The following is a 21,519-nucleotide window of genomic DNA, read 5'->3' as shown; positions in this document are numbered from 1 at the left end:
ATTAGCGCCTGCGTCTGTTGGCAGGTCATGGCGCGGGTGTCCGGCCTGGCCTGGGCGAGGGTTGTGAAGGCAAGCGTCACCGCTGCCGAGGTCAACGCAATCCGGCGAATGGACATGACGAGACTCCCATAATGAGCCAGTTGGTTGACAAACTCGCATGTCGCAGGGCAGCTGTGCAATGGCGGCCTGCCTACCTGCTGCTGCGCCCAGTTCCGGTATATTAGCGACATCTTGACTAAAATGCCGCCCGCTCCAGACTCAAATTCATGGCGCGGGGAATTGGGATTGGAGATCTGGTGGCGATCACGGCCACCGTCCGGAGAGGGGTCACTGAGGACCGCGTGAGCGTGTCCATCCTCCCCCCTTACAATTTCCCGCATTCGATCATTGACCAGAAAGGCCAGCCGATCGAGCTTACCGGCGAGGTCACGCGGATCGATGAGGATGCCGGGAAGGTGACTGTCGCTCTAGGGCCTCAGGTCACCGTCGACAGCGACAAGGTCAGGCTGGTCGAGAAGTACCGGCCGGCGAAACGCAAGAATCCCCTGCGTGACATGGTCGATTAGTTCATCGGTGGGCGAACTTGCGTTTTGCGCGACAAAGGAGAAAGCTCCCCCGTCTTCAACGCAGGGGAGTAATTGGGATGCGTGGTCTTCGGGTGCTACTTGTCTTGGCGATTTGGTTTTGCCCGCCGCTCCTGCAGGGAGCAACTTCATGGATAAGAGCACATGCCTGCAAGGCGCTACAAGGATCATGCGTGACCTAGCCGACCACATCAATGGGGTCAGTGAACGCCTCGCTGCCTGCGTCAACTACATTAACGATCGGGAGGTCGAGAACCACAACAGCCAGCAGGATTTGCTCCGCGAGCTGGCGGGACAGATTGCCTCATTGGAGGATAGGCTCAGTGACCTTGAACGGCGCTAGCAGAATGACCCGCCAATCTTTTGCCGAAGAGCTTGAAAGCGCTGCCGATCGCATCGCCGATATGTCGCGCGCGGATCTGCAGATCATCCTGCGGCGGGCTGCATTGATACTCAGAAACGTCTCCGGCGTGCCGCTAGAGCCCGCAACGGAGGACGCTCTCAACTCCATCGCGGCCGAAATGAAAATTGGCCGGTCGGACCTCATTCAGATCGTGCTGCGCGAATGGCTGGAAACCAACGCCTATCTGCCAGTGTGCGGAATCGATGAAGAGAGCGAAACAGACGGGAGCGCGTAGGATTCAGTCTACCGCTCTCGCGTAATTACCGGATTCGCCAAGCTATTCACGGCGGCGGACCCAATCCGCCCGGCCGGCGCCATTACAGGGCAATCTAACCCCCTAAGCGGCGCCGGCCTTCCCTTGTGGCGTTGCCAATCAGCAATCTTCGGTGGTCTTCTTCATTTGGCCGGGGGCGGCGGTCTTGGCGTCCGTGTCCTGCTGACCAGGTGCGGCCTCCTGCGCGCTGCCGGTCTGCTGGCCAGGAGCGCAATCCTTGGCCGAGTTCGGGTTCGTGCCGCTGGTGGTGGTGGTGTCAGTTCCCTGATCGGTTGTAGTGGTTGTGGCTCCCTGATCGGTGCTGGGCGTGGTCGTAGTCGTGGTCGTGGAGGTTCCGCCCGAAGTTCCGCTCGTCGTCTGGGCAAAGGAAAGCCCGGCGGAAAGCGCTAACACGGCCGAGGCTAAAAGGATTCGTTTCATACTCTTTCTCCTGTCTTAAGCGCACGACGCGCTCAGAAACCAACACGCGCACAGAAGGAATGTTCCAGTGATGGTGCTCACCCTCGGAATCTTTCTGTGTGCCAGTGGAGCCTGGCGGATCTGCGGATTACCGAGCCGCACGCCACGGGCCTTGACAGCTGCGAGCGCCTCTTTCGTGCGCTGTGAAATCATGGCGCGTTCCTGTTCGGCAACGGCTGCCTAGATGTGAAGCATGAAAGGCGATACGTCCGCGCCCAGCTCTGCGACAATGCACGGCGTCCGCTTCGCCATAAGAGCCGAGATATCCCACCTGAGAGCATACGTGAGCTTAATATCTGCACTTGCTGCAGGAAAACCGGCTCTGGCACACCAACGACTGCAAAGGCCGATGGAGATGACAGTGATCGTCATGCCTGCAGCCATGCCCTTGAACACGCCAGCCTGCTTATCCGTCAACAAGATCAACATCCCTCGCAAGCGGGCCCAAATAGTCAATCGTGCAACGAAGAACCCAACATGCGCCATAAAACACTTCGACACGAGTGGGTACAAGATCGAGTTGGTGCCCAGTTGCCCGCTCTCTGATGGCGACCACGTCCACTCTCGCCGTCTGACAGATGTTGTCAGCCACCGCTGATCGAATCCGCGAAATGCCGCCAATTTCCACCAGCGGCCAGCGCCTCGATGCCGAGCTTCGCGAAGGCTCCCCGCGAGCCTCAACGGCGGCCGCCGCCGCGACCACCGCCACCGCCGAAGCTGCGACCACCGCCACCGCTGAAGCTGCGACCACCGCCACCACCGAAGTTGCCGCCACCGTAGCTACGGTTGCCATAACTGCCGCCGGTCGGCGGGATATAATGCCGGCTCGAAATCTGCCGCTGATTGCCCCGATACCGCGCCTGTACATCCCGATTAAGATTGGACGGCAGCTGCCGGCTCGCAGTCGGGCGCTGCGTAGACGGCCGTCGCTGTGTTGTGTTCCGAGTTGGCGGGCGCTGCTGCGCCGCCGGTCGCTGGGATGTCCTCTCCTGTGCGCGGTCACGAACCGCGGCGCCAGCGCCCGCTCCGCCGACCCCTGCAAGTGCCTCCGCGCCCACACGCTGCTGGAGCCGGTCGCGCGCCTCGGGCGAGAGACCCCGAAGCCCTTCGCCCGCCGGCAGCAGCTCGCCGCGCTCGGGCGGCTTCACGTCCTGCCAACCGCCGTCGAACACCTGCCAGCCGTCGCCGGTGTTCCGGTAGACCTGACCGTTTCGGCCAGCATACATGTCCCCGCGCCGTCCCTCATGGACGAACCCCTGGCCGGCGGAGGTCTTCCAGCGCAGCGTCGAGGTGCCGCCGGCACCGGTGCGCGCGGTTATCCGCGCCCACTCGGATCCGCTTTTGACCCCAGCCGATTTCCACGCCCCATAGACGTTACGTCCACCTGCTACGTAGCCGGCCTTGTCCGTGCGCGGATTGGCCGCCGCGACGAATCCGGCCGAGCCCTGCGGACCCCAGACTGCCCCGGCGCGGCCATAGGTGCCGGTGCTCGGGTTCCAACTCCGCACGCCTGCAATGCCGCGATACGGGCCATAGGCATAGCCGTAGCGACCGTATACCCCTCGGATCGGGTTGTAGTAGGCGCCGATGCCCCAGGTTACGGGGCGCGGGTAGTAGATCGGGTAATCGTAGTCAGGCGAGTCGTACCAATATGGGGGATAGTACCAACCGGTCCCATAGACACAGGAGTCCCAGGCCAGGAAGCAGTTCAGGTAGCCCATCGTATAGCGGTACCAGACAGCGTCCGGCTCGGTGTCGTGAACGCGGACATAGGTGACATTGTACAAGGGCGAAGAGGGCGGAATTTCGTAAATCTCCTCCGCGACCTCGGTGGCCAGTTGCCACGGACCTTCCGGGCTGTCGCCCACGAACCAGACCCCATCCTGAAGCACGAAATATTGCGAACCGACTTTGATTACGGTCTCGGTGGTGTTTGTCGCATAGGCGAGATCGGTCCCCTCGATGGGCGCGAACTGCGCCTTGCCCGCATAGGCAACCGTCGGTGTGATCGATCCCTTCTCTACGCGAGCCGTGGTCGGGATGCTTGCCCTGAGCCGCGCCTCCACGCTTTCCGAGGTTCCCGGAACGGACGCCCTGACTGCGTAATAGGGCGCATCCTGGGGAATGTTCAGGAAATCGGCAGGGAGCTCCGGCGTCGCGAAGGTCCACGGCCCTTTCAGGTCTGGAGAGCGGAACCAGCGGCCGGACAGAAGCACGTACCATTGCTTACCGGCTTTGTCGAAGAAGACGTCCGTCTCGGTGTTCGATGCCCACTGCAGCGAGGTGGCGGGAACTTCCACGAGCGCCGGCTCGCCCACGAACAGGATCAACTCAGAAGGCTGATTGGTGGTGACAATCGTCGGCGCTCCCCCCTGCGGATACGGCTCGGGCGGTAAGGCAGCGCGCGCATCGTCCCAGTTGCCGTCCTTTGGCAAGTCTTTCAGCAGCGGCGGCAGATCGGTGACCGGCCTCCACGGGCCGTCGACTGCCTTTGCAGTCAGCCAGTGCCTGTCGTCGCGCAGGAACAGTGCGCCGCCTTCGTCGACCCGGAAGAGGTCCCAGTTCGTATTGACCAGGAAGGAGAGCCCGGTCTTCCCCTTCACCGGGGCAAAGATGGGGGCCCCGTCGGTCTGGAGGAGGAGCGCCGGGATCGTTGACAGGAATATCCGCGGCGGATCCGCCTTGAGCCCTGGCACATCGGTCATGCGCTTCTGCTCGGTCAGGCTTGCCGTCACGCGGGATTCCGGGACGGTGATCGGGCCGGTCGGCAACAGCTTTCCGGTGTCGACCGACAGCGCCGTCAACTCATCGCGGCTCAGGCTCGAGAAGTCCAGGCTCGATATGGTGATGTTGGTAATAACAATCTCATCGGCGTCCTCGTCGTAGGACGTGTCGCCCTTGAGGCCGATGACGCCGAAAACTGGCTGGGCATCCGGCGTCTTCACGTACTCGGCCGCGACCAACGCCTCGATCGTCTTGAAATCTGTCCAGTCGGTGAACTGCGGCTGATATAGAACCATGCGGCCCTTGCCCGTTTCATAGACGCGCGGCCAGGCTTCCGGGTCGTCTGTCTCCTTCAGGTATTGGCCGCTGGCGAATCCCTTTTTTCCCTCCACCGTGACGGCGCACCAGGTGCCCGCGTCATCGCAGTCGCCAATGTCGATGCTGGTGCCAACGGGGAGTGTTCGCATGGCTGAGTAACTCGTCCCAGGCCCCGAACGGAAGTTCACGTTGGTCGTGGTTACACCTGGTGCTGCGATCGCCACGGCAGCGACAGTGGTCCATATAAGTGCGAAAACGACAACTTTGCGCATGAAGTTTCCTCCCGCAGCCCTTGTCAGGCTGCCTCCCAAGCACCCTCAGATCGATCCGCCTCGACTTAGCCTCACTTCACTGCATTCCACAGTAAGTATATCTTCCGGCGAAACTCACGCGCCCCCAACCTCTGCTTGCACCGTGTTCCAACCTATAATTTGCAACGGCGGAACACAAACGGCTTTGTACTTTCAAGAACTCTTCCTTACATATGCCAGCTAGCGTCGGCCATGCGGTCGCCGGCCGGCTCGCGCACAACCAGCCCTAGCAATGCCTGCCCATGCGTGATCCTGTCACGATAGACTTGGCGCATGATGGCCCACAACTCTCCCGTGGGCAACCGCGGGATGGGAATCCGGCACCCTGACCCGAGCAGCTTGTTGACTGTTGTCGGATGAAGACAACGGGCTTACGCTTGTTGATGCTGGGTAATCTGACGGTGCTAAGCGAACCAGAGCAGGAGCCGAGATGAATACCAACGATGTCATGACCAAAAACGTTGTCACGGTTTCGCCTGATCACGGCGTCAGGCACGCAGCGACTATCATGCTCGCCAATCGTGTGAGCGGGCTTCCGGTGACCGATGACGAAGGCCGGCTGGTCGGTCTCATCAGCGAAGGTGATCTCTTGCGCCGAGTAGAACTCGGACTTGGGGCTATTGCCAGTTCGGCCGAGCTGGCTCATTCGGTCAAGGAACGCGCTCGTGCCTATGTCAAGTCCAATGCGTGGAAGGTCGCCGATGTGATGAGTTGCGATCTGGTCGTCGTGGACGAAGAGACCCCGCTGGCCCGAGTGGCCTTCTTGATGGCACAGCATCGGATCAAACGCATACCTGTCATGCGAGGCAGCGCACTGGTCGGCATCGTGAGCCGCGCTGATTTGCTCCATGCGATAAGCGGTGCCAAGCCGGATGAAACGGCTGCCGGGGACAAAGCGATCCGCCGCAGCATAATAACCCGCCTCAATGAGCAAACCTGCCTCGAAGGAAAGGCTGTGACCGTGACCGTGACCGACGGCCTGGTTCATCTTTGGGGAAACGTCGATACGGATGACTGCCGGAATGCCGCACGCGTCGTTGCGGAAAGCGTGCGCGGTGTGAGGGGTGTCGTCCAACACTTTCCACAAGAAGAGCCGGACAGTCACCGCGACGGAGGGTAAAAAAACTTTCTATGCGGCGTACACCGCGACCTACGAATGGAAAAGGATCTACGGTCGCGAGTTGCTCCATTCAGGACCGCTTTTCACCCATCAGCTTTCGCATCTGTGGGTGGACTTTCGGGGCATCCGCGATGAGTTCATGCGCCGGCGCGACAGTGATTATTTCGAGAACAGCCAGCAAGCGACTTTCGGCAGCAGGAGTATGCGATTCGCAATCCAATGAACTTGTCGGCTACGGAGCGCATTGTTGGTGATTTACGGCGGGCGAAGGACCTGGGTGGGTGACACGAGTGGTCAATGGCGACGAGCGTCAGTTCTTTGACTACAACGCCAGCGGTGCCCCGTTCGGCCCGGATGACGGGACCGTCGCGCCCTCGGTCGCCGTTACCTCGCTGCCGTTCGCGCCAGACAGTCCGCACGGATGAACCTTGGAATGACGCGGTCCCTACGGATTCAGACCTTCGTTCAATCAGTCGTTTGCGGTGGAAGATGGCGATCAGAGTCGGTTCGGGGTCCAGGTCCACCGACCATCCTCGCCACATTCGAGAACAGCTTGATAGAAATCACGCGCGATTTGGGTCTGTCCGATGTTGATGCTGGTTATCGAGCTCTCAGAGAGTAGGTGCAGTATCTTCTCGAGTTGTTCGGAGCCCAGTGTCATCTCGACCCGATCCAGAACGACGAACCGCGGCCCTGAGAGAAGAACATTCGCAAGGGCCAAAAGCTGTTGCTCGCTCAGGGACAGCACCTTTTGCCAGTCCTGCTCCCCATCGAGCCCGCCTTCCTGGCTGGTTAGCTTTTCGAGGCCAAGCTCATGCAAAACGCTGAGCATGCGAGAATCCGGAATTTCGCTTTCCTTTTCTGGACGCAGCAGAATCCGACGAAGGATACCTGATGGCAGGTAAGGCCGCTGAGGGAGAAACAGGATGTCGTCGGGGCGGACGATCCGCCCGCTGCCAGGAGTCGGAATACCAGCCGTCGCCCTGAAGAACGCCGCCCCTGGTGCCTCACTGGATCCAGTGACCAAGACACGGATCCCAAACGGGATCGATACCGACAACTCCCTGAGAAGAGGCGCCCCGTTGGTCGAAGCCAAAGTGAGCCGCTTGTAGGTCAAAGGCCCGTCCTGATCGACGATTTCGATGTCAGATTCTATTGTGTGTGATTTTTCGATCGCCTCCTGCAACGCACTCAGCCGAGACACTACGGCAGCGAAATTCGAGATCGAGTTGAACTGTCTGACAATCAACGAAAACGCACCGACAAGCATTGCGAACGCTGCGCCCGACTGGGTGACGACACCGAACTCGATGTCTCCTCGTATAAAAGCCGGAGCAATGATCAGGTCCGGAACGATCTGAATCATCCAGTTGTAGCCGCCGGTGAAGAAACCCAGGTTGCGATCAACAGCAGTAATCTCGCGTATATTGGCGACCAAGTCGTCAAGTCGGTGCAGCAACCGGGCTTTCTGTCGCCCCTCGCCGCGCGTCAACATAACCGACTCGGCGTTTTCGCGAACGTGAATGAGGCTCGATCGGAAGCTGGCTTCCTTGTCCAGCCGATCGTAGTTCAGGCTGATCAGCGGCCGCCCCAGAGCAATCGTGATATACGACCCGCACGCCGCATACACGACAGCCACGCCAAAAAGCAACGGACTGATCGACCACAGCACACTGGAAAACGTCACCACCGTAAGAGCGCTGCTAAACAGCATGATCACGAAAGAGAGGGTGGTGACCGTGAACGCGCGAACATCATCGGCTATTCGCTGGTCCGCATGGGTAAGTTTTCCCGAGACGTCCAGGCCATAGTAAGCTCCGTCTTCAAGATAGAGATTGACGGCGCGCCGGGTAAGGAATTCGCGCCAAAGCAGCGCCAGCCGTTGTTCAGTAAATCGCGCGAAGACACCGACGACGGTGAGAGCAACGAATACAGCGACGTAAAAAATTGCTTGCCGGATGAACTCATCAGTCTGCCGCTCGACGATTGCGGTCATGAAGTTCCGGCCGACGTAGTTGTTTACAACATTCAGCCCGCTCATACCACACAGCAGCATTATCAGCGCGGCAAACATGACCTTCGCTTTGTATCCGACCTCAGATCTCAAAAGAATCTTGACCGTGCGCACAAAGCGAGCTGCGGTTAACTTCAGGGAAGTTTGCTGCTGGTCCATGTCAGTCCCCTTGCCACTCGAGCGGGTGATCTGATTGAGGAGCCCTAGTTGGCGATCCCGTCCCAGCCAAGCAGAGTGTTAGCCACCAACCCGATAGGCGATGGTTACGCACCCTGCTCCGAATGTCGACGGTGAGCCTTCCCTCCCAGCGACAATGGATGCGCTACAGGTCATCCCTGCAATCATCGGCACTCTCGGCGGCACTTGATCGATCTTGATCAGCACTGGAATTCGCTGAGCGAGACGAACCCAGGTGAATACAGGATCTACATTGGGCAAGCCTTGTGTGCTGCTTGCCGCGTTCGTTTGGCGCAATTGGTCCATCAGATACGAAGAGGAAACCGGGTCGGTCAGATCCTCATCACCACGCGCCCGTCGATCTTGTTTTGCCGCATTCGGCCGAAAATGTCGTTTATGTCCTCAAGACGCTCGGTGGAGTAGTGAACCTTCACCTTCCCGTCGCCCGCAAACTGAAGGCATTCGGCCAGGTCCAGCCGGGTTCCGACAATCGACCCTCTGATGGTCTTGCGGGTCAGGACGGTATCGAAGATGTCGAGTTCGAACGAGCCGGGCGGCAATCCGACAAGAGACATCGTGCCGCGTTTCGCAAGCATGCCAAGCCCTTGCCGGAACGCAGCCGGTGAGACCGCCGTGACAAGCACTCCCTGAGCTCCACCGCAAAGCTTGTGGGCTTCCGCTACCGGATCAGCTGTCTTGGCGTTGATCACAGCGCTCGCACCCATTTTCCTTGCCAGGTCGAGCTTCTCATCGGCTATGTCGACAGCGATGACGTCGAGACCCATTGCCTTTGCGTATTGCACGGCCACATGGCCGAGCCCGCCAATGCCAGAAATCACGACCGTATCACCTGGCTTGGTATCGGTTTCCTTCAGCCCCTTGTAGACCGTTACTCCGGCACAAAGGATCGGGGCAGCTGCATCCCAGTCGAGGCCATCGGGCAGGTGGCCGACATAGTTTGGGTCCGCGAGTACGTACCCTGCAAAGCCCCCATTGACCGAATAGCCCGTGTTCTTTTGCGAGTCGCACAAGGTTTCCCAGCCGCCGAGGCAGTGCCTGCAATGCCCGCAGGCGGTGTAGAGCCAAGGTACGCCAACCCTGTCGCCTTCCCTCACCGCGGTCACACCGGCGCCTACTGCTGCAACAGAACCGACGCCTTCGTGTCCTGGTATGAAGGGGGGATTGGGTTTTATAGGCCAGTCGCCGTCCGCCGCGTGCAAATCCGTGTGGCAGACACCGCAGGCTTCGATCTTTACCAGGATCTGGCCTTGACCAACCTCTGGCACTGGCACCTCATCGATCAGCAACGGTTCCTTGAACTGGCGCACCACGGCCGCCTTCATCGTTTTCGCCATTTGTGAACCTCCCTTGTGCTGGCGTCGAATTGACCGTTGATCAGATCCCGCATCGCGACAATGCGTTCACGGCTCGCTAAGTGTGCGCTCGGGTATTGCAGATGCAAGACGCCAGTGCTGGCGATCCAACTCGTTTACTGGTCTCGTGACTACAACCTCGAAACCGGCATGAGAAATTCCCAAGCATGGTTCCCCCGGCCCAGGACACCGTTGCTTCGACCGTGCCTAGGTGAATTTCGCTCCTAGCGTTTAAAGTGCCCTGCAAGGGGTCGTCCGTCAACGCGAATACCGGCTAGAGTACTGAACTCGGCGGCGGAAAAACGTTCTCTAACCTGCGCAGGGCCATTAGCCTGGCGGCCGCCATGTTGGCGTACTTGTGCCGGATGAGATGCAACGATTGCATCGAGCGGCTATTGCCTAACCTGCGCAAAACCTTGACGCGGGGCAAAGATACCGGGCACCACAGGTCGGTTCTCAAACAGGAAGCTTGCGCCAGGTCCTGACATTCCCGCAGGGTCCAGCGACAGTCGCGTTTCGGAACCCATTGGCGACATTCCTAAACCGGGATCACGGAGTGGCCGGACGTTTTTAAGGCAGAGCAAAACTCTCTGTCAGTATGCGGCGTTAGTATGCGTCGGCTACATGCATGCGAGCGCCGCGACCCAAGCGTCTCCCGAGTAGAGTGCGGAAGAAGAGTATGGCGGCTTCCGAACGCTGCCAGTGGGCCGTGCTACGGTCGAAATTTTCACCAGGCGATCATACTAAAGCTATGCACGATGATCTGCAGACCGAGAGCTGCCTGGGTAACCCCCAGCACCACCGCCAATACCTGAAGCGCCGTTCCGATCCACCTTAGAATAGTCTCCGCGAACATCATCGCCAACCAGTCCATCGCCAGGATCAGCAATACGATAACGGCCACGGTCAAACCCTTCCCTTGGCGGCCGCTCGCCAACGTCGCGAAAACGACTACAGCGGCGATACCATAAGGCGTGACGATCGTCGGAAACGCCAGCGGTGTGAGGGCTAGTCGCAGATTTGGCGGGTGGCCCGGCTCCGGTCGATGCGGCAGGCCGGCAGACGGATGCAAGACGGTTCGCAAGGCCACGAGAAACAAGATGATGCCTCCGGTCATCGCCAGTACAGGCAATGAGATTTCGAAATTCTCGAGCATGGTGCGCCCAAGCAGGCCGGCGATCGCCAACGCGGCTGCCGAGAAAAGGATCGCTCTCGTGGCCATCCGTCGCCTAAAGCGAGGGTCGCAATTGCCGGTAATGGCTACGAAGGGTACCAGGATCTGGATCGGCCCAAGCATAAGAAAAAGCATGAGGAACATTTTGCGCGCGCCGAAGTCCATCGCCGGCGTGCCCGCCCCAAGCGGCGATTGCGCAATGGATTGCACGGGAAAGCAGACAGCCAGCACCATCGCCACGACGGGGATTAGGAGAATCGTGCGGCTAGCGCGCCGCAGTCGGGGTTTTTCATGATGGATTGAGTGTGGCGAACTAGGGTCGAGCGCGTAAGATAGAGCAGCCCGGGGGATCATCTCCCGCAGACAGGCCATCATCGATCAGTCTCCAGCCACGAGAGCGCCTGTTCCTTTTGCTCGAAGCCGAAGAGCCGGATTTCGGGGTGGACGAAAAAGCCGGCGATTCGCGGAATGATCTTCAGAAACCTGCCGTTCGTTACAATCGCAATGCGTTCGATCGCTCGATGGTGATCTGCGACAAATTTCAGGTGTGCTGCAAAAGCCGCGAAGTTCCGCCATCCGGGAAACGATTTCATATGGATCACCAGACCGCTGACTTTGCCCTTTGAAGCAATGACCGGATCAAGCTCTTTCGCGATCTTCTCAAAGTCGGCTTTTTCGAGCGGCCCTTGTGGCGTAATCACCAGGATGCTTTGGTCGCGCAGAGGCTCAAGCAGAATCATGGCCAGACCTTTCCTCAACTCTTTTTTTGCCCGATCGACCGGAGGCGACCCGTCCATTGAACTTCTGGAAGCTCGTCGAGCACAACGCAAATCAGGCGATGATCCCGCAAACGACAACCCAAAAGACAATCTGAAATCACGAACACGCTCTGAAGCTGATCTGAACTTATTCCCTATTCTAAATCTGCGAAAGAACGGCTGTCGAACCAGTGAAGGGCTCCGCTCGCGCTGCTTCGCGCGCAGCACTGTTTCGGCTGGTAATGCCAACACTGCCGCGTCCACGGCCGCGTCAGGGGTGCAAGTTCTAAGCCCCTCGCAGGGAACGGCATTTGGGCTTCTGTTGCTCGCGTGTCAGGATGTCGGTCTATGCCGGAGCGATGTGTCGAGCGCCGGGCGCCAGTGCCTAGTTGGAATCGATGGCAATGCCTCACCGACGGTGTCATGCAGCCTGTCCAGATTCGGTGAAGCTTGATTGATTGTGACAGACAGACTGCCAAGCCGCTGACCTCGGCGACAGCGTGACGGTTTCAAGTTCTAGGCCGGTCTTCGCCTGCTGCCGATCAGTGTTGCAAGTGATACGCTTGACCTGCCGATCGTAATTGCTCGAGTGTCTTTCCTGCGCAATCTCCCTCTCCGACTACAGGAACCGCCGGTTCGGCCTTGCCCGTCCGAGTTATTGTGGCGGCCTGACGGTCGGGAGAAACATATACGGCAACTCCGTCTGGGTTAATTGTGGATAAGTAGAAAGCGCGTTGAACGCCGCTAACCGCACAACGTACCAAGACGGGGAAGTCATCAAAAGACGCCTCCGCAGAATATGCGTCAAAGGTAGGGAAGTTCGCAAACAGCGATAATGCAACGGCGGCGAAAGCTGTTCTGTTAGCCATATATTTGCAGATGCGTTCCCGTTCCATCTTCCCCTCCATGTTTCAACCGACATCCGCGCGGATGAGCGGCTCTTTTCGACAGAGCAGTTTCGCGCAGACAGGGTCTTCAGGCAAGATTAGGCCGCGGCGCAAGCCCCGTCGCCGCGCTTCAGTTTAGACCTACATCGGTCCGACAAAGTTGCCCTTTCTTCTCAGGAGCATTAGCGACCGTACCTGGTGTTTGAGTGGCCAGCTCGGTCTCAGATGCTCAGTCTGGAGCGAATTCCCTGCCGGTCAGCCACAACGCTCTCTTCGTTGACGCTGAGTTCCTTGGGGAGCGAATATCCGCTCCTTACCTCCATTCGGGACTTTCAGCCTAACCTTTGTGGAGGACGGTATTGGGTCAGATCGCGTCATGCAACGCTCGCAACTGAATGACCGCAAAAGGGTCGAACTCGGTCGCTTAGAGTGATTTGGGTTTGGAGGCGAGAGTGGCCGGCCATGAGGAGGTCCCGAACCTGAACGTGTCGGTCGGGCGCGCCTGATAGGGGGCCCACAGGCCACCCCCACCCCCCGCGACCGACGAACCCCGGCGGGGTTGGGCCCGGGGGCGCCTACGATGGCAGATTGCCTGTGCGTTCTCATCGGCGCAGGTCGATAATTTTGAAATCCGCTTCCAAGCCGTCTCCTTCCGCCGAGATAGCGAATGGGCTCACCATTATCTTGGATCGATCATATAGGTCGACAAACAGCCGCTTTGCTGGCTCGAGGTCGGGAGCGGAAAGCTCCTCGTCGTTAACCTCAACCGCCCAGTCGCCATAGGGCGTGCACCAAGTTTGGCCAACCTGGATGCCGCCAAGCGTGGTGTCGACGAAATAGTGGCCGCAATCGTTTATCCAAAGCTGCAGAGCCATTTCCGCCCCCAAAAATCAAGAAATTGTCGCATGGCTACCAGCGCGAACCAAGCGGTGTCCGCAAAACGGGATCCGCAGTCACGGTCACATCGTCCTTGAGCTCGGCAGCAACTGGTTCAAGGGGCGAAGACAATGATTTTGCCTCGCCCTTGAGTGGCTTGGCGCACATACTTCCCGTGGATGCCAGCATTCTCGAGACTGCAGTCGGTGTGTACTGCGTTCCAGCACTCGACAGATACCCCGCGTCCGCCAACGCCTTCGCTACGTCAGAGTCCCGCTGTTTGACGACTGCGATACGTCGGTCTGTCGACGGGACTTTCCTCATCGCTCGAGAACACTCTAGTTTCCATGCTCCTTCGGCTCTTTCGCGGGAAAGTGTTCGACTACGCTATTCACGCCCTGTACGCTTTCGGCAACGACGCGCGCCGCATTGCGACAGTCTTCTGCGACGTCGCCCCACAGATGCACCGTTCCGTCGTCGACCGTAACTGTCACGTTATTGTCCTCGAGTCCGGTGTTGTCTCTTAGTCGGGCCATAATGCTGCGGCGGATCGCATCGTCTCCGCGAGCCGTTTTATCCGGGCGCGCGGCTACAACGAGACGAAGAAGATCAGCACGGCTAACGACACCAACCAGCGCAGTTCCCCGGACAACTGGAAGGCGCTTGACACCGTGTTCTTGCATCAGGGCCGCCACACGCGAAACAAGCATCTCTTCATCGACCACAATCGGATCAGGACTCATTACATCGGCAACGCTCCATGCGTTCCTCTTGACGTAACTCCGGGCTCGCTCATCTCTCGAAAAAACTGGTCCCTTCGGACTGTCGCTGCTTGCGAGCCCGAGCTCAGATCGGCGCAAAAGGTCGCCCTCGCTGATGACGCCAATCAGCCTGCCATCGTCGTTGACGACTGGAAGTCCGCTGACACGATGGGCTAGCATGATCCTGGCGGCCTGCCTGACACTGTGGTCGGGCGATACCGTCGCGACGTCAGCTGTCATCACATCTTTGGCTTTCATCTAACTCTCCGCTGCAAGGTGGCATGAAGTGTCAAAGAGACGCGCCTTAGTCGCCGCAGCAAAAGCAGCTGGCCGCATCCAGCTGCGCTGCGATGGAACCGAATTATCGAGTCCTGCGACAACTCAAAGTCCGCCATGCAGCGGGTCAGGCAGGTTGGCTGAACACCGTCACTGGCGGTGGCGGGCCGTTAAAGCGTTCGACCTCCGCTAGGGCGGTTTGGCCGCAATTCCCCTGGGCCAATTTCGACGTCGCAATGCCCGTGGTCAGGTTGTTGACGTCGCCATAGCGGCACAGGCTGCCGATCTCGCGTGCGTCGAGCGGGTCGAACCAGCCGCCCTCGTCGATTCGGATTACGCCCGGGCGGATCTCCTCGGTGATTTTTAGGCCAGCGAGGATTTGACCGCGGTCATTGAACACCCGCACCACGTCGCCGTGCGTCAGACCGCGGGACTCTGCGTCTTCGGGGTTCATCCAGCAGGGTTCCCGACCGGCGATCGCATAGCCCTGGCGGTTCACCGTGCCGCAGAGCTGCGAATGCAAACGCATCTGTGGGTGATTAGCCGCGACGTGTAGGGGATATTTTGCCGTGGGACCGCCCAGGCGTTCAATCGGCTCGATCCACGTCGCATGCGGCGGGCAGTCGTCGTAACGGTATTTCTCAATCGCCGTCGAATAGAGTTCGAACTTGCCCGAGGCAGTGCCGAGCGCGTTCAGCAGCGGATCAGCGCGATAATCGGCGTGGCGCACGAAGTCGTCCTGCACCTCACTGAGCGGGAATTCCAGTGGCTTGTTGCTCTCCCAAAATACGTCAAAGACTGGCATCTCCATTCCCTTCGCGCGGGATTCGATCTTGGCGGCCTCGTAGAAATTGCGAATCCAGTCCATCTCGCCGAGACCTTGCGTGAACTCGTAGCCCTTGCCCAGCTTGTCCGAAACTGCGGCGAAGATGTCGAAATCGTTGCGCGCCTCGAAGACTGGTTCGACGATCTTCTTCATCGGCACGATATGGCTGAGGGCGTAGTCGCCAACCTGCTCAATGTCGTTGCGTTCATAGGAGGTCGTCGCGGGAAGCACGATATCCGCGTGGCGGGCGGTGGCTGTCCATTGTGCGTCATGCACGATGCAGGTATCGAGCAAGCGCCAGGCGCGGAGCATCTCGTTGCGGTCCTGATGGTGCGAGAACGGGTTGCCGCCGACCCAGTAGGCGAGCTTGACTAAAGGCAGCTCGATCTCGCGCCCGTTGAACTGCATGATCTTGCCGGGATTGAGCAGGGTCTCGACCAGACGGGAGACGGGTATCGAGACAGCCCCGCCCTGAGCGAGCCAGGCCGCGCCCTCGTTCGCCTGTCCCGAGGCATCATCGATTGCCTTTAAGATAGGCGTCGTTCGCGTTGGCGACCCGCCCGACGAATAGTGATAGCTCAGGCCGTAGCCGCCGCCCGGCAAGCCGATCTGCCCTAGCATCGAGGCTAGCGTGATTAACATCCAGTGCACCTGTTCACCGTGGTGCTGTCGCTGCGTCGAATAACCGAGTGCAAGCATCGTTCGGTCCCCGGCGAACCGGCGGGCGAGGTCGCGCAGCGTGTCGGCGGGAAGCCCACAGATCTCCGCGGCCCAGTCGGCGGTCTTTGGAGTCCCGTCGGTCTGGCCAAGCAGATAGGGGAGGAACTTTTCGAAACCGGTAGTGTAGCGGTCGAGGAAGTCCTGATCGTGCAGGCCCTCCTCATGGAGCGTATGAGCGATCCCGAGCATCATCGCCACGTCGGTCTGCGGACGCGGAGCCAGCCATTCCCCGTTCAGGGTCTGGCAAGTCTCGGTCCGCACCGGATCGATGCAGATCACCTTGGTTCCCGCCGCTTTGATCAGCTCGACGCCCGGCCAGGCGCCATGGTCGGCAACCTGCCACGAGATCTGCGAGTTGTTAAGCGGATTGCAGCCCCAGAACACCATCAGCTTGCAGTTCTCCGCGAGGTTTTTCCAAGTCGTGCATTGTTCGTAGACTTCGAGTGAACCCGAAACATAGGGAAGGATGACCTGTGCGGCGCCGGTCGAATAGTCGCCTGAACTGTTAGTGTAGCTGCCCGTCAGGTTCAGCATCCGCCGCAGCAGTGTCTGGCAGTTGTGCAGCTTGCCTGGGCTCTTCCAGCCGTAGGATCCGGCGAAGACCGCCTGTTGCCCGTGGATCTCGCGCACGCGCGTGATTTCTTTCGCAACCAGCTCGATCGCCACGTCCCAACTCACACGGACGAAATCACCGCTGCCGCGCCCGTCCGGGTCGGCACCGGGACCTTGCTCCAACCAAGCACGGCGGACCATTGGATAGCGTATGCGCGATTCTGAATAAAGCGAGTCCATGACGCCGGCAAGTTGTGGTGATGGCGCCGGGTCCCCCTCCCATGGCCTGAATTCAGTCGCTCGCCCATCCTCGACGACGCCATAGAAGACACCCCAATGGCAGCCCGACACAATTCCCTGTTGCGCTGTCTGCGCTACCGCGCCGCGGCCGAACAGGGGCAAACCGGAAAAGCCCAGAGCCGTCGCCGCCGAAGCCTTCAGAAAGCTGCGCTTGGAAAGCAACGGGCTATGGGTGTTCATCATGGAGTTCAAGCGCATGGCCGGGTCCTAACAGATCGTGCGGCCTCAGCCGTCATGTCCAGGCTCACAGCGGTGGCGCGGTCCGGCGTCATCCTGTCGAGAAGAGCAAGCAGAAGCCGCGTGAGTTTGCCGTAGTAGCCGTCGTCGTCAGCGCTGATCAACGCAGTGGCAAAGCGGACCGTCCAGCTGTGCATCTCGTCGAGGAGAGCCAGAAGGCTATCTGGCCGGTCTTGCCGCACTGCCTCAGCCAGCGTTGCGAGTTGGACGCCAAGATGATCAGGCGGTTCCACGCAGCCGACGTCAAGATGCACGTCTAGACCGCGCAGGATCGCCTGCATCCGAACGGCGGCGGGGCCGAACAGTCGGCCGGTACCGTCCCAGAGGCTCGCGTAGGGCAGGACACAACGCTGCCGGTAGACACCTTCGAACAGGGCGGTGTGCCGGCGCTGTAGCGTCTCGGCGACCTCCGCGGGGGTACCGGTAGAAAGCAAGTGGCAGATCGCCTCGGCCGCCGGCCGCTGGTTCAGAAGGCCCCCGATCCAGTTGAGCGCGGCCTGGCCCTGCATCGCGCGCGCAGCCTGCACCCGCGCCACGTCTGGTGGGGCCAAGAACTCCTGCGCCAGCCATTCCGCAATGAAGGCCAAATCGAGCGCATCGTCGGGGGCCATGGTCGAGGCGCCGGTCATTTCACGGTCGCTCCACCGCTTTGGTTGAGATCCTTCGAGTGGTTCTGCAGGTAGGTCAGGACCAGGCGATACTGGTCATCGGTGAAGGAGGTGAACCGCCGCATCGCCTTCATCGTCCCGATCCACTGGTTTGCCGTGAAATGATCCTTCTGCGGCAACACGTGGCACGAAGCGCACGCTTGCTGATAGGTCGCCTGGCTGTAGGCCCAGAGCGCGCCCCGGTCGGTATTCAGATCGGAGGCGTTCGACCATAGCGGGATCGTCACAGGCACCCATGACTGGCCGGTGTCGGCGTCCGCCACGGGCGTTCCGCGTTCAAGGGCCGCGCTGGCTTCGTCGGCGAGAATGGCCGTCATCACCCGATGGCCCTTCGACTGATAGACGATCGAGAGGGCATCCTCCATCTGCCAGCCCTTGAACGCCAGTTGCACCTTGTCGCCGTCCCGTCGTGCGACCTCGACCAGTGCGCCGCCCAACAACTTGCCGTGCTCGGGCGCAGGTCCGCCGACGCCGGAAGCGTCCAGCCAGACGTTCTTCGTTCCGACCACTGTCGCTTGGATCCCCTGCGTAATCGCCGATTCCGGCGAGGCGGGCAGGTTCGGGTCGGCCTGCACCGCATTCTCCAGCATGACGAGCTTGTCGGTACGGTTCGGCTCGGGCGCACCGGGCGCCGGCTTGTTCACGGCCGGCACGTTCTTCAGGTAGAGCGCTATCGCCTGAACGTCTTTGAAGGGAAGCCGCGAGGTGTTTAGGATCACCTCGGCCATGTCGCCATCCGCCGCGCGGCCGATTGGGCTCATCCCGGTGTGGAGATAGTTGGCGATCGAGGCTGCGGCCCAGAAGCCGATGCCGGTTTCGTCCGGGCTGATGTTCGGGAAATAGCCCGTTCCATCGGTGTTCGGGCCACCGCCATAGCGCTTGCTCTCGATCACATTGCCCATGAATCCGCGCGGGGAGTGGCATTCGGCACAATGTCCCGCGCCTTCGACAAGATACTCGCCATGCCGGTACTGGGCCGCATCGACGCCCTCAGGGACGGGGCCGCCCTCGCCGCGCTTTCCGTCCAGGAACGCTAGCCGCCAAACGCCGACGCCCCGGCGCAGGTTGAAGGGAAACGTCAACTCATGCTCGCGCACCGCGGTAGACACGGGCGGCAGGGTCATCATGTAGGCGTAGAGATCGCGGACGTCCTCGCCCGACAGCCGCTGATACGAGGTGTAGGGGAAGGCCGGGTAGAGGTTCTGTCCGTCCGGCCACAGCCCTCCCGGACCCACGCCTTCGCGAAGGGCGCGGTCGAACTGCTCCAGCGTCCAGTCGCCGATTCCGTTTTCTCTGTCGGACGAGACATTGGGCATGTGAAAGAGGCCGAACGGCGTGTCCAGTGCGCGACCGCCCCCGAGCAGTGTGTCGTCGTGCTGTCCCGGCGTCGCGTGGCAGGTGGCACAATCGGACGCCACGAAGACGAGGCGCCCATTATCCAGATCTGCGCTCGCGAGGTCCGGGAGTTCGCGGCTAGGATGGGTAGCGGACCACGTCCATGGCGAAGTAAGCACCACGAAGCCGACTACTCCCAGCAGCACAAGGCCGCCGACGATCCGGAATAATTTCCCGCGATTGAACGTCATGATCGTAGGCTCCGTCGAAACCCTATCACTGTTCGAGAAGTGGCGAAACTGGTTTTCTCCGACCGCGCCAACGAACTACTTTATGCGAATCCTCGGCGAGCGAAAGTATTACTGTAAAAGCGCGGCCAACGACGCGAGGCAAACGCTTCGGACCCTCACCGGCTTAGAGCTAACTTCAATCGGGTAGAGGCGGGTGTCTGCTAAGGGCCCAGATCGCGTCATGCAACGCTCGCAACTGAATGACCGCAAAAGGGTCGAACTCGGTCGTTCAGAGTGATTTGGGTTTGGGGCGAGAGCGACCGGCCATGAGGGTCTTGAACCTGAACGAGGGGCCGGGCGCGCCTGATAGGGGCCCCACATTCACCCCCCTCACCCGCCACCGACGAACCCCGGCGGGGCGGTGCCGGCGACCGGCCGTCCCGGTGGCGACGATCTCACACGCTGGCGTTCTAAGGTCAAAACTCTATCAGCTGGCTGCCGCCAATGGGCGAGATGCGTGCGGTGATGACCCGGTCGGGACGCCGACCGCCCCAATAGCCGCAGGCCAACCGGTTCCGGAACAAAGTGCCGGGTAATTCCTTTTGGTATTCTGAAAGGTAACGCACACGCCTCCAGGGGAAGTCTCGACCACCGCACAAGGAGCAACGATAATGCGTACACGTCTCGCAGCCATCAGTCTTGTCGCGATCGCCGCGTCCATTGTGCCCAGCGCGGCTCAGGAGGCCAACACGACGTTCGGCGTGCTCGACTGCGTTGTCGAAGCGGGCACACGCTTCATAATCGGCTCGAAAAAAGCTCTGACATGCACCTTCACGTCGGCCAACCCGAAGGTCGCACCCGAAAAATACATAGGGGTCATCACGAAGTTGGGGCTGGACGTCGGCCCGACGCCGAGGGCAGTGCTGCGGTGGCGGGTCCTTGCGCCAACTGGCAATGTCTATGCGCCCGGCGTGCTGGCCGGTGACTACAGCGGCGTCGGTGCCGAAGCAACGGTCGGGGTGGGCGCTGGTGCCAATCTTCTGGTTGGAGGATCCAACAGGACCTATACGTTGCAGCCACTCAGTGTCCAGGTGCAGACCGGCCTGAACGTTGCAGCCGGCGTGATCAGTTTCCAACTTCGCGCCGCCAAATAGAGTGTTAGCCCTCGGCGCGCCCAGACCGCCAGCCATCACCTACGTGGTCTATCGGTTCGGCGACAATCGGCGCGGGCACGGCATGTTGACCGACCAAGGACGAAGCGCCGGCCTCGCCGACATGTCCGTGTCCGCTATAACCCGCCTCGCGATAGGCCTGCGTGGCGCTCTGGCCTTTGGCCACACCATGACAGAAATTTTCGCGGCGGTTGTTCTTGAGGATCGGCATACGGGAGGATAGCGCGGAATTGGCCTTTCCGCCACAGGGGCCTCTTCCTGTTTGCGCCATTGCGCCATTGGTGCGCCATTAGGAAAATACAAAAGGCGCACCTCAATGCGCCATTGAATTTCTCTTAGGGCACCTTCATCAATGGCGCACCCCGGTTTGCGCCATTGGCGCGCCATTACAACTAGCCAATGGCGCAGGTCCAGAGGGCTCTTCAGGTGACCTTTCCCGGTCGTTTCATGTTATCGACGTGGAGCCCTTCTCGGTCCTTTCGAGTGGGCTAAAATACGGCTCCTTGAGAAGCATGCCGTTCTTGACCCAAGTGGCGATGATCTCGCGGCATTGTTGTTCTGTCTTCTTCGTGGAGGGGATTAAGCACCTTCGGGTGCCTCACATTTCCGATTTGTCCAGCATCTCCTCACGGTGAAGATGCCGCTGGCCGACCATGCTCAGCAGACGCTGAAGCTGATCGAGCGCCAACTGAAAATCGGATCGCGTTGTCGCGCAGAAGCTTGGCCGCCATGATCCGCGGCGTCATTTGTCCTCCGGCGATCTGAACGGCCACGAGAAGCGAGCCAAAGGTGAACACTATGAACGTCAGCATCATTGTGACGATCGTTTCGAGAACGTTTTGTGTTCCCAACGGTCGCCAGCCCCACGAACTGAGGAAAGGCCGCCATACGGTCCAACCCTCGATCGCGAAGATTAGCCCGTCTTCGCCGATTCGGCTGTGGATAAGACGAAATTGAAGATTTTCTGGTTTGGTAGGTCGTTGAATGTAT

General features: G+C 60.0%; 18 protein-coding genes and 2 pseudogenes. 6 read left to right on the top strand and 14 right to left on the bottom strand.

What is annotated here, in order from left to right; translation table 11 throughout:
• Positions 1–341: 341 nt before the first annotated feature.
• The 3 genes from AC0L16_RS31890 (at position 342) to AC0L16_RS31880 (ending at position 1,222) form a co-directional block, all read left to right on the top strand.
• Positions 342–566, top strand: coding sequence for a hypothetical protein (locus AC0L16_RS31890; RefSeq protein ID WP_473625500.1), 225 nt, complete (start codon positions 342–344; stop codon positions 564–566).
• Between the two features lie 148 nt (positions 567–714).
• On the top strand, positions 715–927 hold the full coding sequence (locus tag AC0L16_RS31885) for a hypothetical protein (protein WP_139172479.1): 213 nt from the start codon (positions 715–717) through the stop codon (positions 925–927).
• A gap of 4 nt (positions 928–931) precedes the next feature.
• Entirely contained in the window at positions 932–1,222 is a 291-nt protein-coding gene (locus AC0L16_RS31880; protein WP_473504639.1) for a hypothetical protein, read from the top strand.
• 138 nt (positions 1,223–1,360) lie between these two features.
• On the opposite strand, the gene AC0L16_RS31875 is transcribed toward AC0L16_RS31880, so the two are convergent.
• Together AC0L16_RS31875 and AC0L16_RS31870 are read right to left on the bottom strand one after the other, a co-directional pair.
• Positions 1,361–1,681, bottom strand: coding sequence for a hypothetical protein (locus AC0L16_RS31875; protein WP_473625499.1), 321 nt, complete (start codon positions 1,679–1,681; stop codon positions 1,361–1,363).
• Between the two features lie 716 nt (positions 1,682–2,397).
• The gene (locus tag AC0L16_RS31870; RefSeq protein ID WP_473625497.1) at positions 2,398–5,034 is read right to left on the bottom strand and encodes an SH3 domain-containing protein; all 2,637 of its coding nucleotides are present in this window, start codon (positions 5,032–5,034) and stop codon (positions 2,398–2,400) included.
• 469 nt (positions 5,035–5,503) lie between these two features.
• On the opposite strand from AC0L16_RS31870, the gene AC0L16_RS31865 reads away from it, so the two are divergent.
• On the top strand, positions 5,504–6,193 hold the full coding sequence (locus tag AC0L16_RS31865; RefSeq protein WP_473504464.1) for a CBS domain-containing protein: 690 nt from the start codon (positions 5,504–5,506) through the stop codon (positions 6,191–6,193).
• A 10-nt stretch (positions 6,194–6,203) separates the two neighbouring features.
• A pseudogene (locus AC0L16_RS31860) lies at positions 6,204–6,687 on the top strand (glucoamylase family protein); the annotation flags it as partial.
• A 2-nt stretch (positions 6,688–6,689) separates the two neighbouring features.
• Here the strand turns inward: AC0L16_RS31860 and AC0L16_RS31855 are convergent.
• The 11 genes and pseudogenes from AC0L16_RS31855 to AC0L16_RS31805 form a co-directional block, all read right to left on the bottom strand.
• The gene (locus AC0L16_RS31855) at positions 6,690–8,366 is read right to left on the bottom strand and encodes an ABC transporter ATP-binding protein/permease (protein WP_473625496.1); all 1,677 of its coding nucleotides are present in this window, start codon (positions 8,364–8,366) and stop codon (positions 6,690–6,692) included.
• Positions 8,367–8,492: 126 nt separating this feature from the next.
• Positions 8,493–8,669 (bottom strand): annotated as a pseudogene (locus AC0L16_RS31850) (efflux transporter periplasmic adaptor subunit); the annotation flags it as partial.
• 47 nt (positions 8,670–8,716) lie between these two features.
• Positions 8,717–9,739 (bottom strand): alcohol dehydrogenase AdhP, encoded by a 1,023-nt coding sequence (gene adhP, locus AC0L16_RS31845; RefSeq protein WP_473625494.1) that lies wholly within the window; start codon positions 9,737–9,739, stop codon positions 8,717–8,719.
• A gap of 745 nt (positions 9,740–10,484) precedes the next feature.
• The gene (locus tag AC0L16_RS31840; RefSeq protein WP_473625493.1) at positions 10,485–11,306 is read right to left on the bottom strand and encodes a MarC family protein; all 822 of its coding nucleotides are present in this window, start codon (positions 11,304–11,306) and stop codon (positions 10,485–10,487) included.
• Positions 11,303–11,671, bottom strand: coding sequence for a SpoIIAA family protein (locus tag AC0L16_RS31835; RefSeq protein WP_473625492.1), 369 nt, complete (start codon positions 11,669–11,671; stop codon positions 11,303–11,305). Before AC0L16_RS31835 ends, AC0L16_RS31840 begins: the two co-directional genes overlap by 4 nt.
• Before the next feature lie 560 nt (positions 11,672–12,231).
• Complete coding sequence (locus AC0L16_RS31830; RefSeq protein ID WP_473625491.1) at positions 12,232–12,585, bottom strand: hypothetical protein; 354 nt, start codon at positions 12,583–12,585, stop codon at positions 12,232–12,234.
• Between the two features lie 593 nt (positions 12,586–13,178).
• Positions 13,179–13,451, bottom strand: a complete 273-nt coding sequence (locus AC0L16_RS31825) for a hypothetical protein (protein WP_473625490.1) — start codon at positions 13,449–13,451, stop codon at positions 13,179–13,181.
• Between the two features lie 339 nt (positions 13,452–13,790).
• Positions 13,791–14,471 carry a CBS domain-containing protein gene (locus tag AC0L16_RS31820; RefSeq protein WP_473625488.1) on the bottom strand — a complete coding sequence of 227 codons (681 nt, stop codon included), beginning with the start codon at positions 14,469–14,471 and terminating at the stop codon, positions 13,791–13,793.
• 145 nt (positions 14,472–14,616) lie between these two features.
• Entirely contained in the window at positions 14,617–17,085 is a 2,469-nt protein-coding gene (gene torA, locus AC0L16_RS31815) for a trimethylamine-N-oxide reductase TorA (protein ID WP_473625487.1), read from the bottom strand.
• Positions 17,076–17,753 (bottom strand): TorD/DmsD family molecular chaperone, encoded by a 678-nt coding sequence (locus AC0L16_RS31810; protein ID WP_473625486.1) that lies wholly within the window; start codon positions 17,751–17,753, stop codon positions 17,076–17,078. Before AC0L16_RS31810 ends, torA begins: the two co-directional genes overlap by 10 nt.
• Positions 17,750–19,378 carry a c-type cytochrome gene (locus AC0L16_RS31805; protein WP_473625485.1) on the bottom strand — a complete coding sequence of 543 codons (1,629 nt, stop codon included), beginning with the start codon at positions 19,376–19,378 and terminating at the stop codon, positions 17,750–17,752. The genes AC0L16_RS31810 and AC0L16_RS31805 overlap by 4 nt, the downstream gene beginning before the upstream one ends.
• A gap of 650 nt (positions 19,379–20,028) precedes the next feature.
• Here AC0L16_RS31805 and AC0L16_RS31800 point away from each other — a divergent pair.
• Positions 20,029–20,511, top strand: a complete 483-nt coding sequence (locus AC0L16_RS31800) for a DUF992 domain-containing protein (protein WP_473625484.1) — start codon at positions 20,029–20,031, stop codon at positions 20,509–20,511.
• A gap of 644 nt (positions 20,512–21,155) precedes the next feature.
• On the opposite strand, the gene AC0L16_RS31795 is transcribed toward AC0L16_RS31800, so the two are convergent.
• On the bottom strand, positions 21,156–21,519 hold a 364-nt coding region (locus AC0L16_RS31795), incomplete at its 5' end, for a DUF2254 family protein (protein WP_473625483.1).

This window comes from Mesorhizobium sp. WSM4848 (assembly GCF_055811375.1).
Note: the sequence above shows the minus strand (reverse complement) of the source record. Positions and strands in the feature narration are given on the sequence as shown.

Excerpts from the sequence above, each read along its gene's own strand:
- AC0L16_RS31885 (WP_139172479.1), top strand. The coding sequence starts at position 715 with ATGGATAAGAGCACATGCCTGCAAGGCGCTACAAGGATCATGCGTGAC.
- AC0L16_RS31880 (WP_473504639.1), top strand. The coding sequence starts at position 932 with ATGACCCGCCAATCTTTTGCCGAAGAGCTTGAAAGCGCTGCCGATCGC.
- AC0L16_RS31875 (WP_473625499.1), bottom strand. The coding sequence starts at position 1,681 with ATGAAACGAATCCTTTTAGCCTCGGCCGTGTTAGCGCTTTCCGCCGGG.
- AC0L16_RS31870 (WP_473625497.1), bottom strand. The coding sequence starts at position 5,034 with ATGCGCAAAGTTGTCGTTTTCGCACTTATATGGACCACTGTCGCTGCC.
- AC0L16_RS31865 (WP_473504464.1), top strand. The coding sequence starts at position 5,504 with ATGAATACCAACGATGTCATGACCAAAAACGTTGTCACGGTTTCGCCT.
- AC0L16_RS31855 (WP_473625496.1), bottom strand. The coding sequence starts at position 8,366 with ATGGACCAGCAGCAAACTTCCCTGAAGTTAACCGCAGCTCGCTTTGTG.
- adhP (WP_473625494.1), bottom strand. The coding sequence starts at position 9,739 with ATGGCGAAAACGATGAAGGCGGCCGTGGTGCGCCAGTTCAAGGAACCG.
- AC0L16_RS31840 (WP_473625493.1), bottom strand. The coding sequence starts at position 11,306 with ATGATGGCCTGTCTGCGGGAGATGATCCCCCGGGCTGCTCTATCTTAC.
- AC0L16_RS31835 (WP_473625492.1), bottom strand. The coding sequence starts at position 11,671 with ATGATTCTGCTTGAGCCTCTGCGCGACCAAAGCATCCTGGTGATTACG.
- AC0L16_RS31830 (WP_473625491.1), bottom strand. The coding sequence starts at position 12,585 with ATGGAACGGGAACGCATCTGCAAATATATGGCTAACAGAACAGCTTTC.
- AC0L16_RS31825 (WP_473625490.1), bottom strand. The coding sequence starts at position 13,451 with ATGGCTCTGCAGCTTTGGATAAACGATTGCGGCCACTATTTCGTCGAC.
- AC0L16_RS31820 (WP_473625488.1), bottom strand. The coding sequence starts at position 14,471 with ATGAAAGCCAAAGATGTGATGACAGCTGACGTCGCGACGGTATCGCCC.
- torA (WP_473625487.1), bottom strand. The coding sequence starts at position 17,085 with ATGCGCTTGAACTCCATGATGAACACCCATAGCCCGTTGCTTTCCAAG.
- AC0L16_RS31810 (WP_473625486.1), bottom strand. The coding sequence starts at position 17,753 with ATGACCGGCGCCTCGACCATGGCCCCCGACGATGCGCTCGATTTGGCC.
- AC0L16_RS31805 (WP_473625485.1), bottom strand. The coding sequence starts at position 19,378 with ATGACGTTCAATCGCGGGAAATTATTCCGGATCGTCGGCGGCCTTGTG.
- AC0L16_RS31800 (WP_473625484.1), top strand. The coding sequence starts at position 20,029 with ATGCGTACACGTCTCGCAGCCATCAGTCTTGTCGCGATCGCCGCGTCC.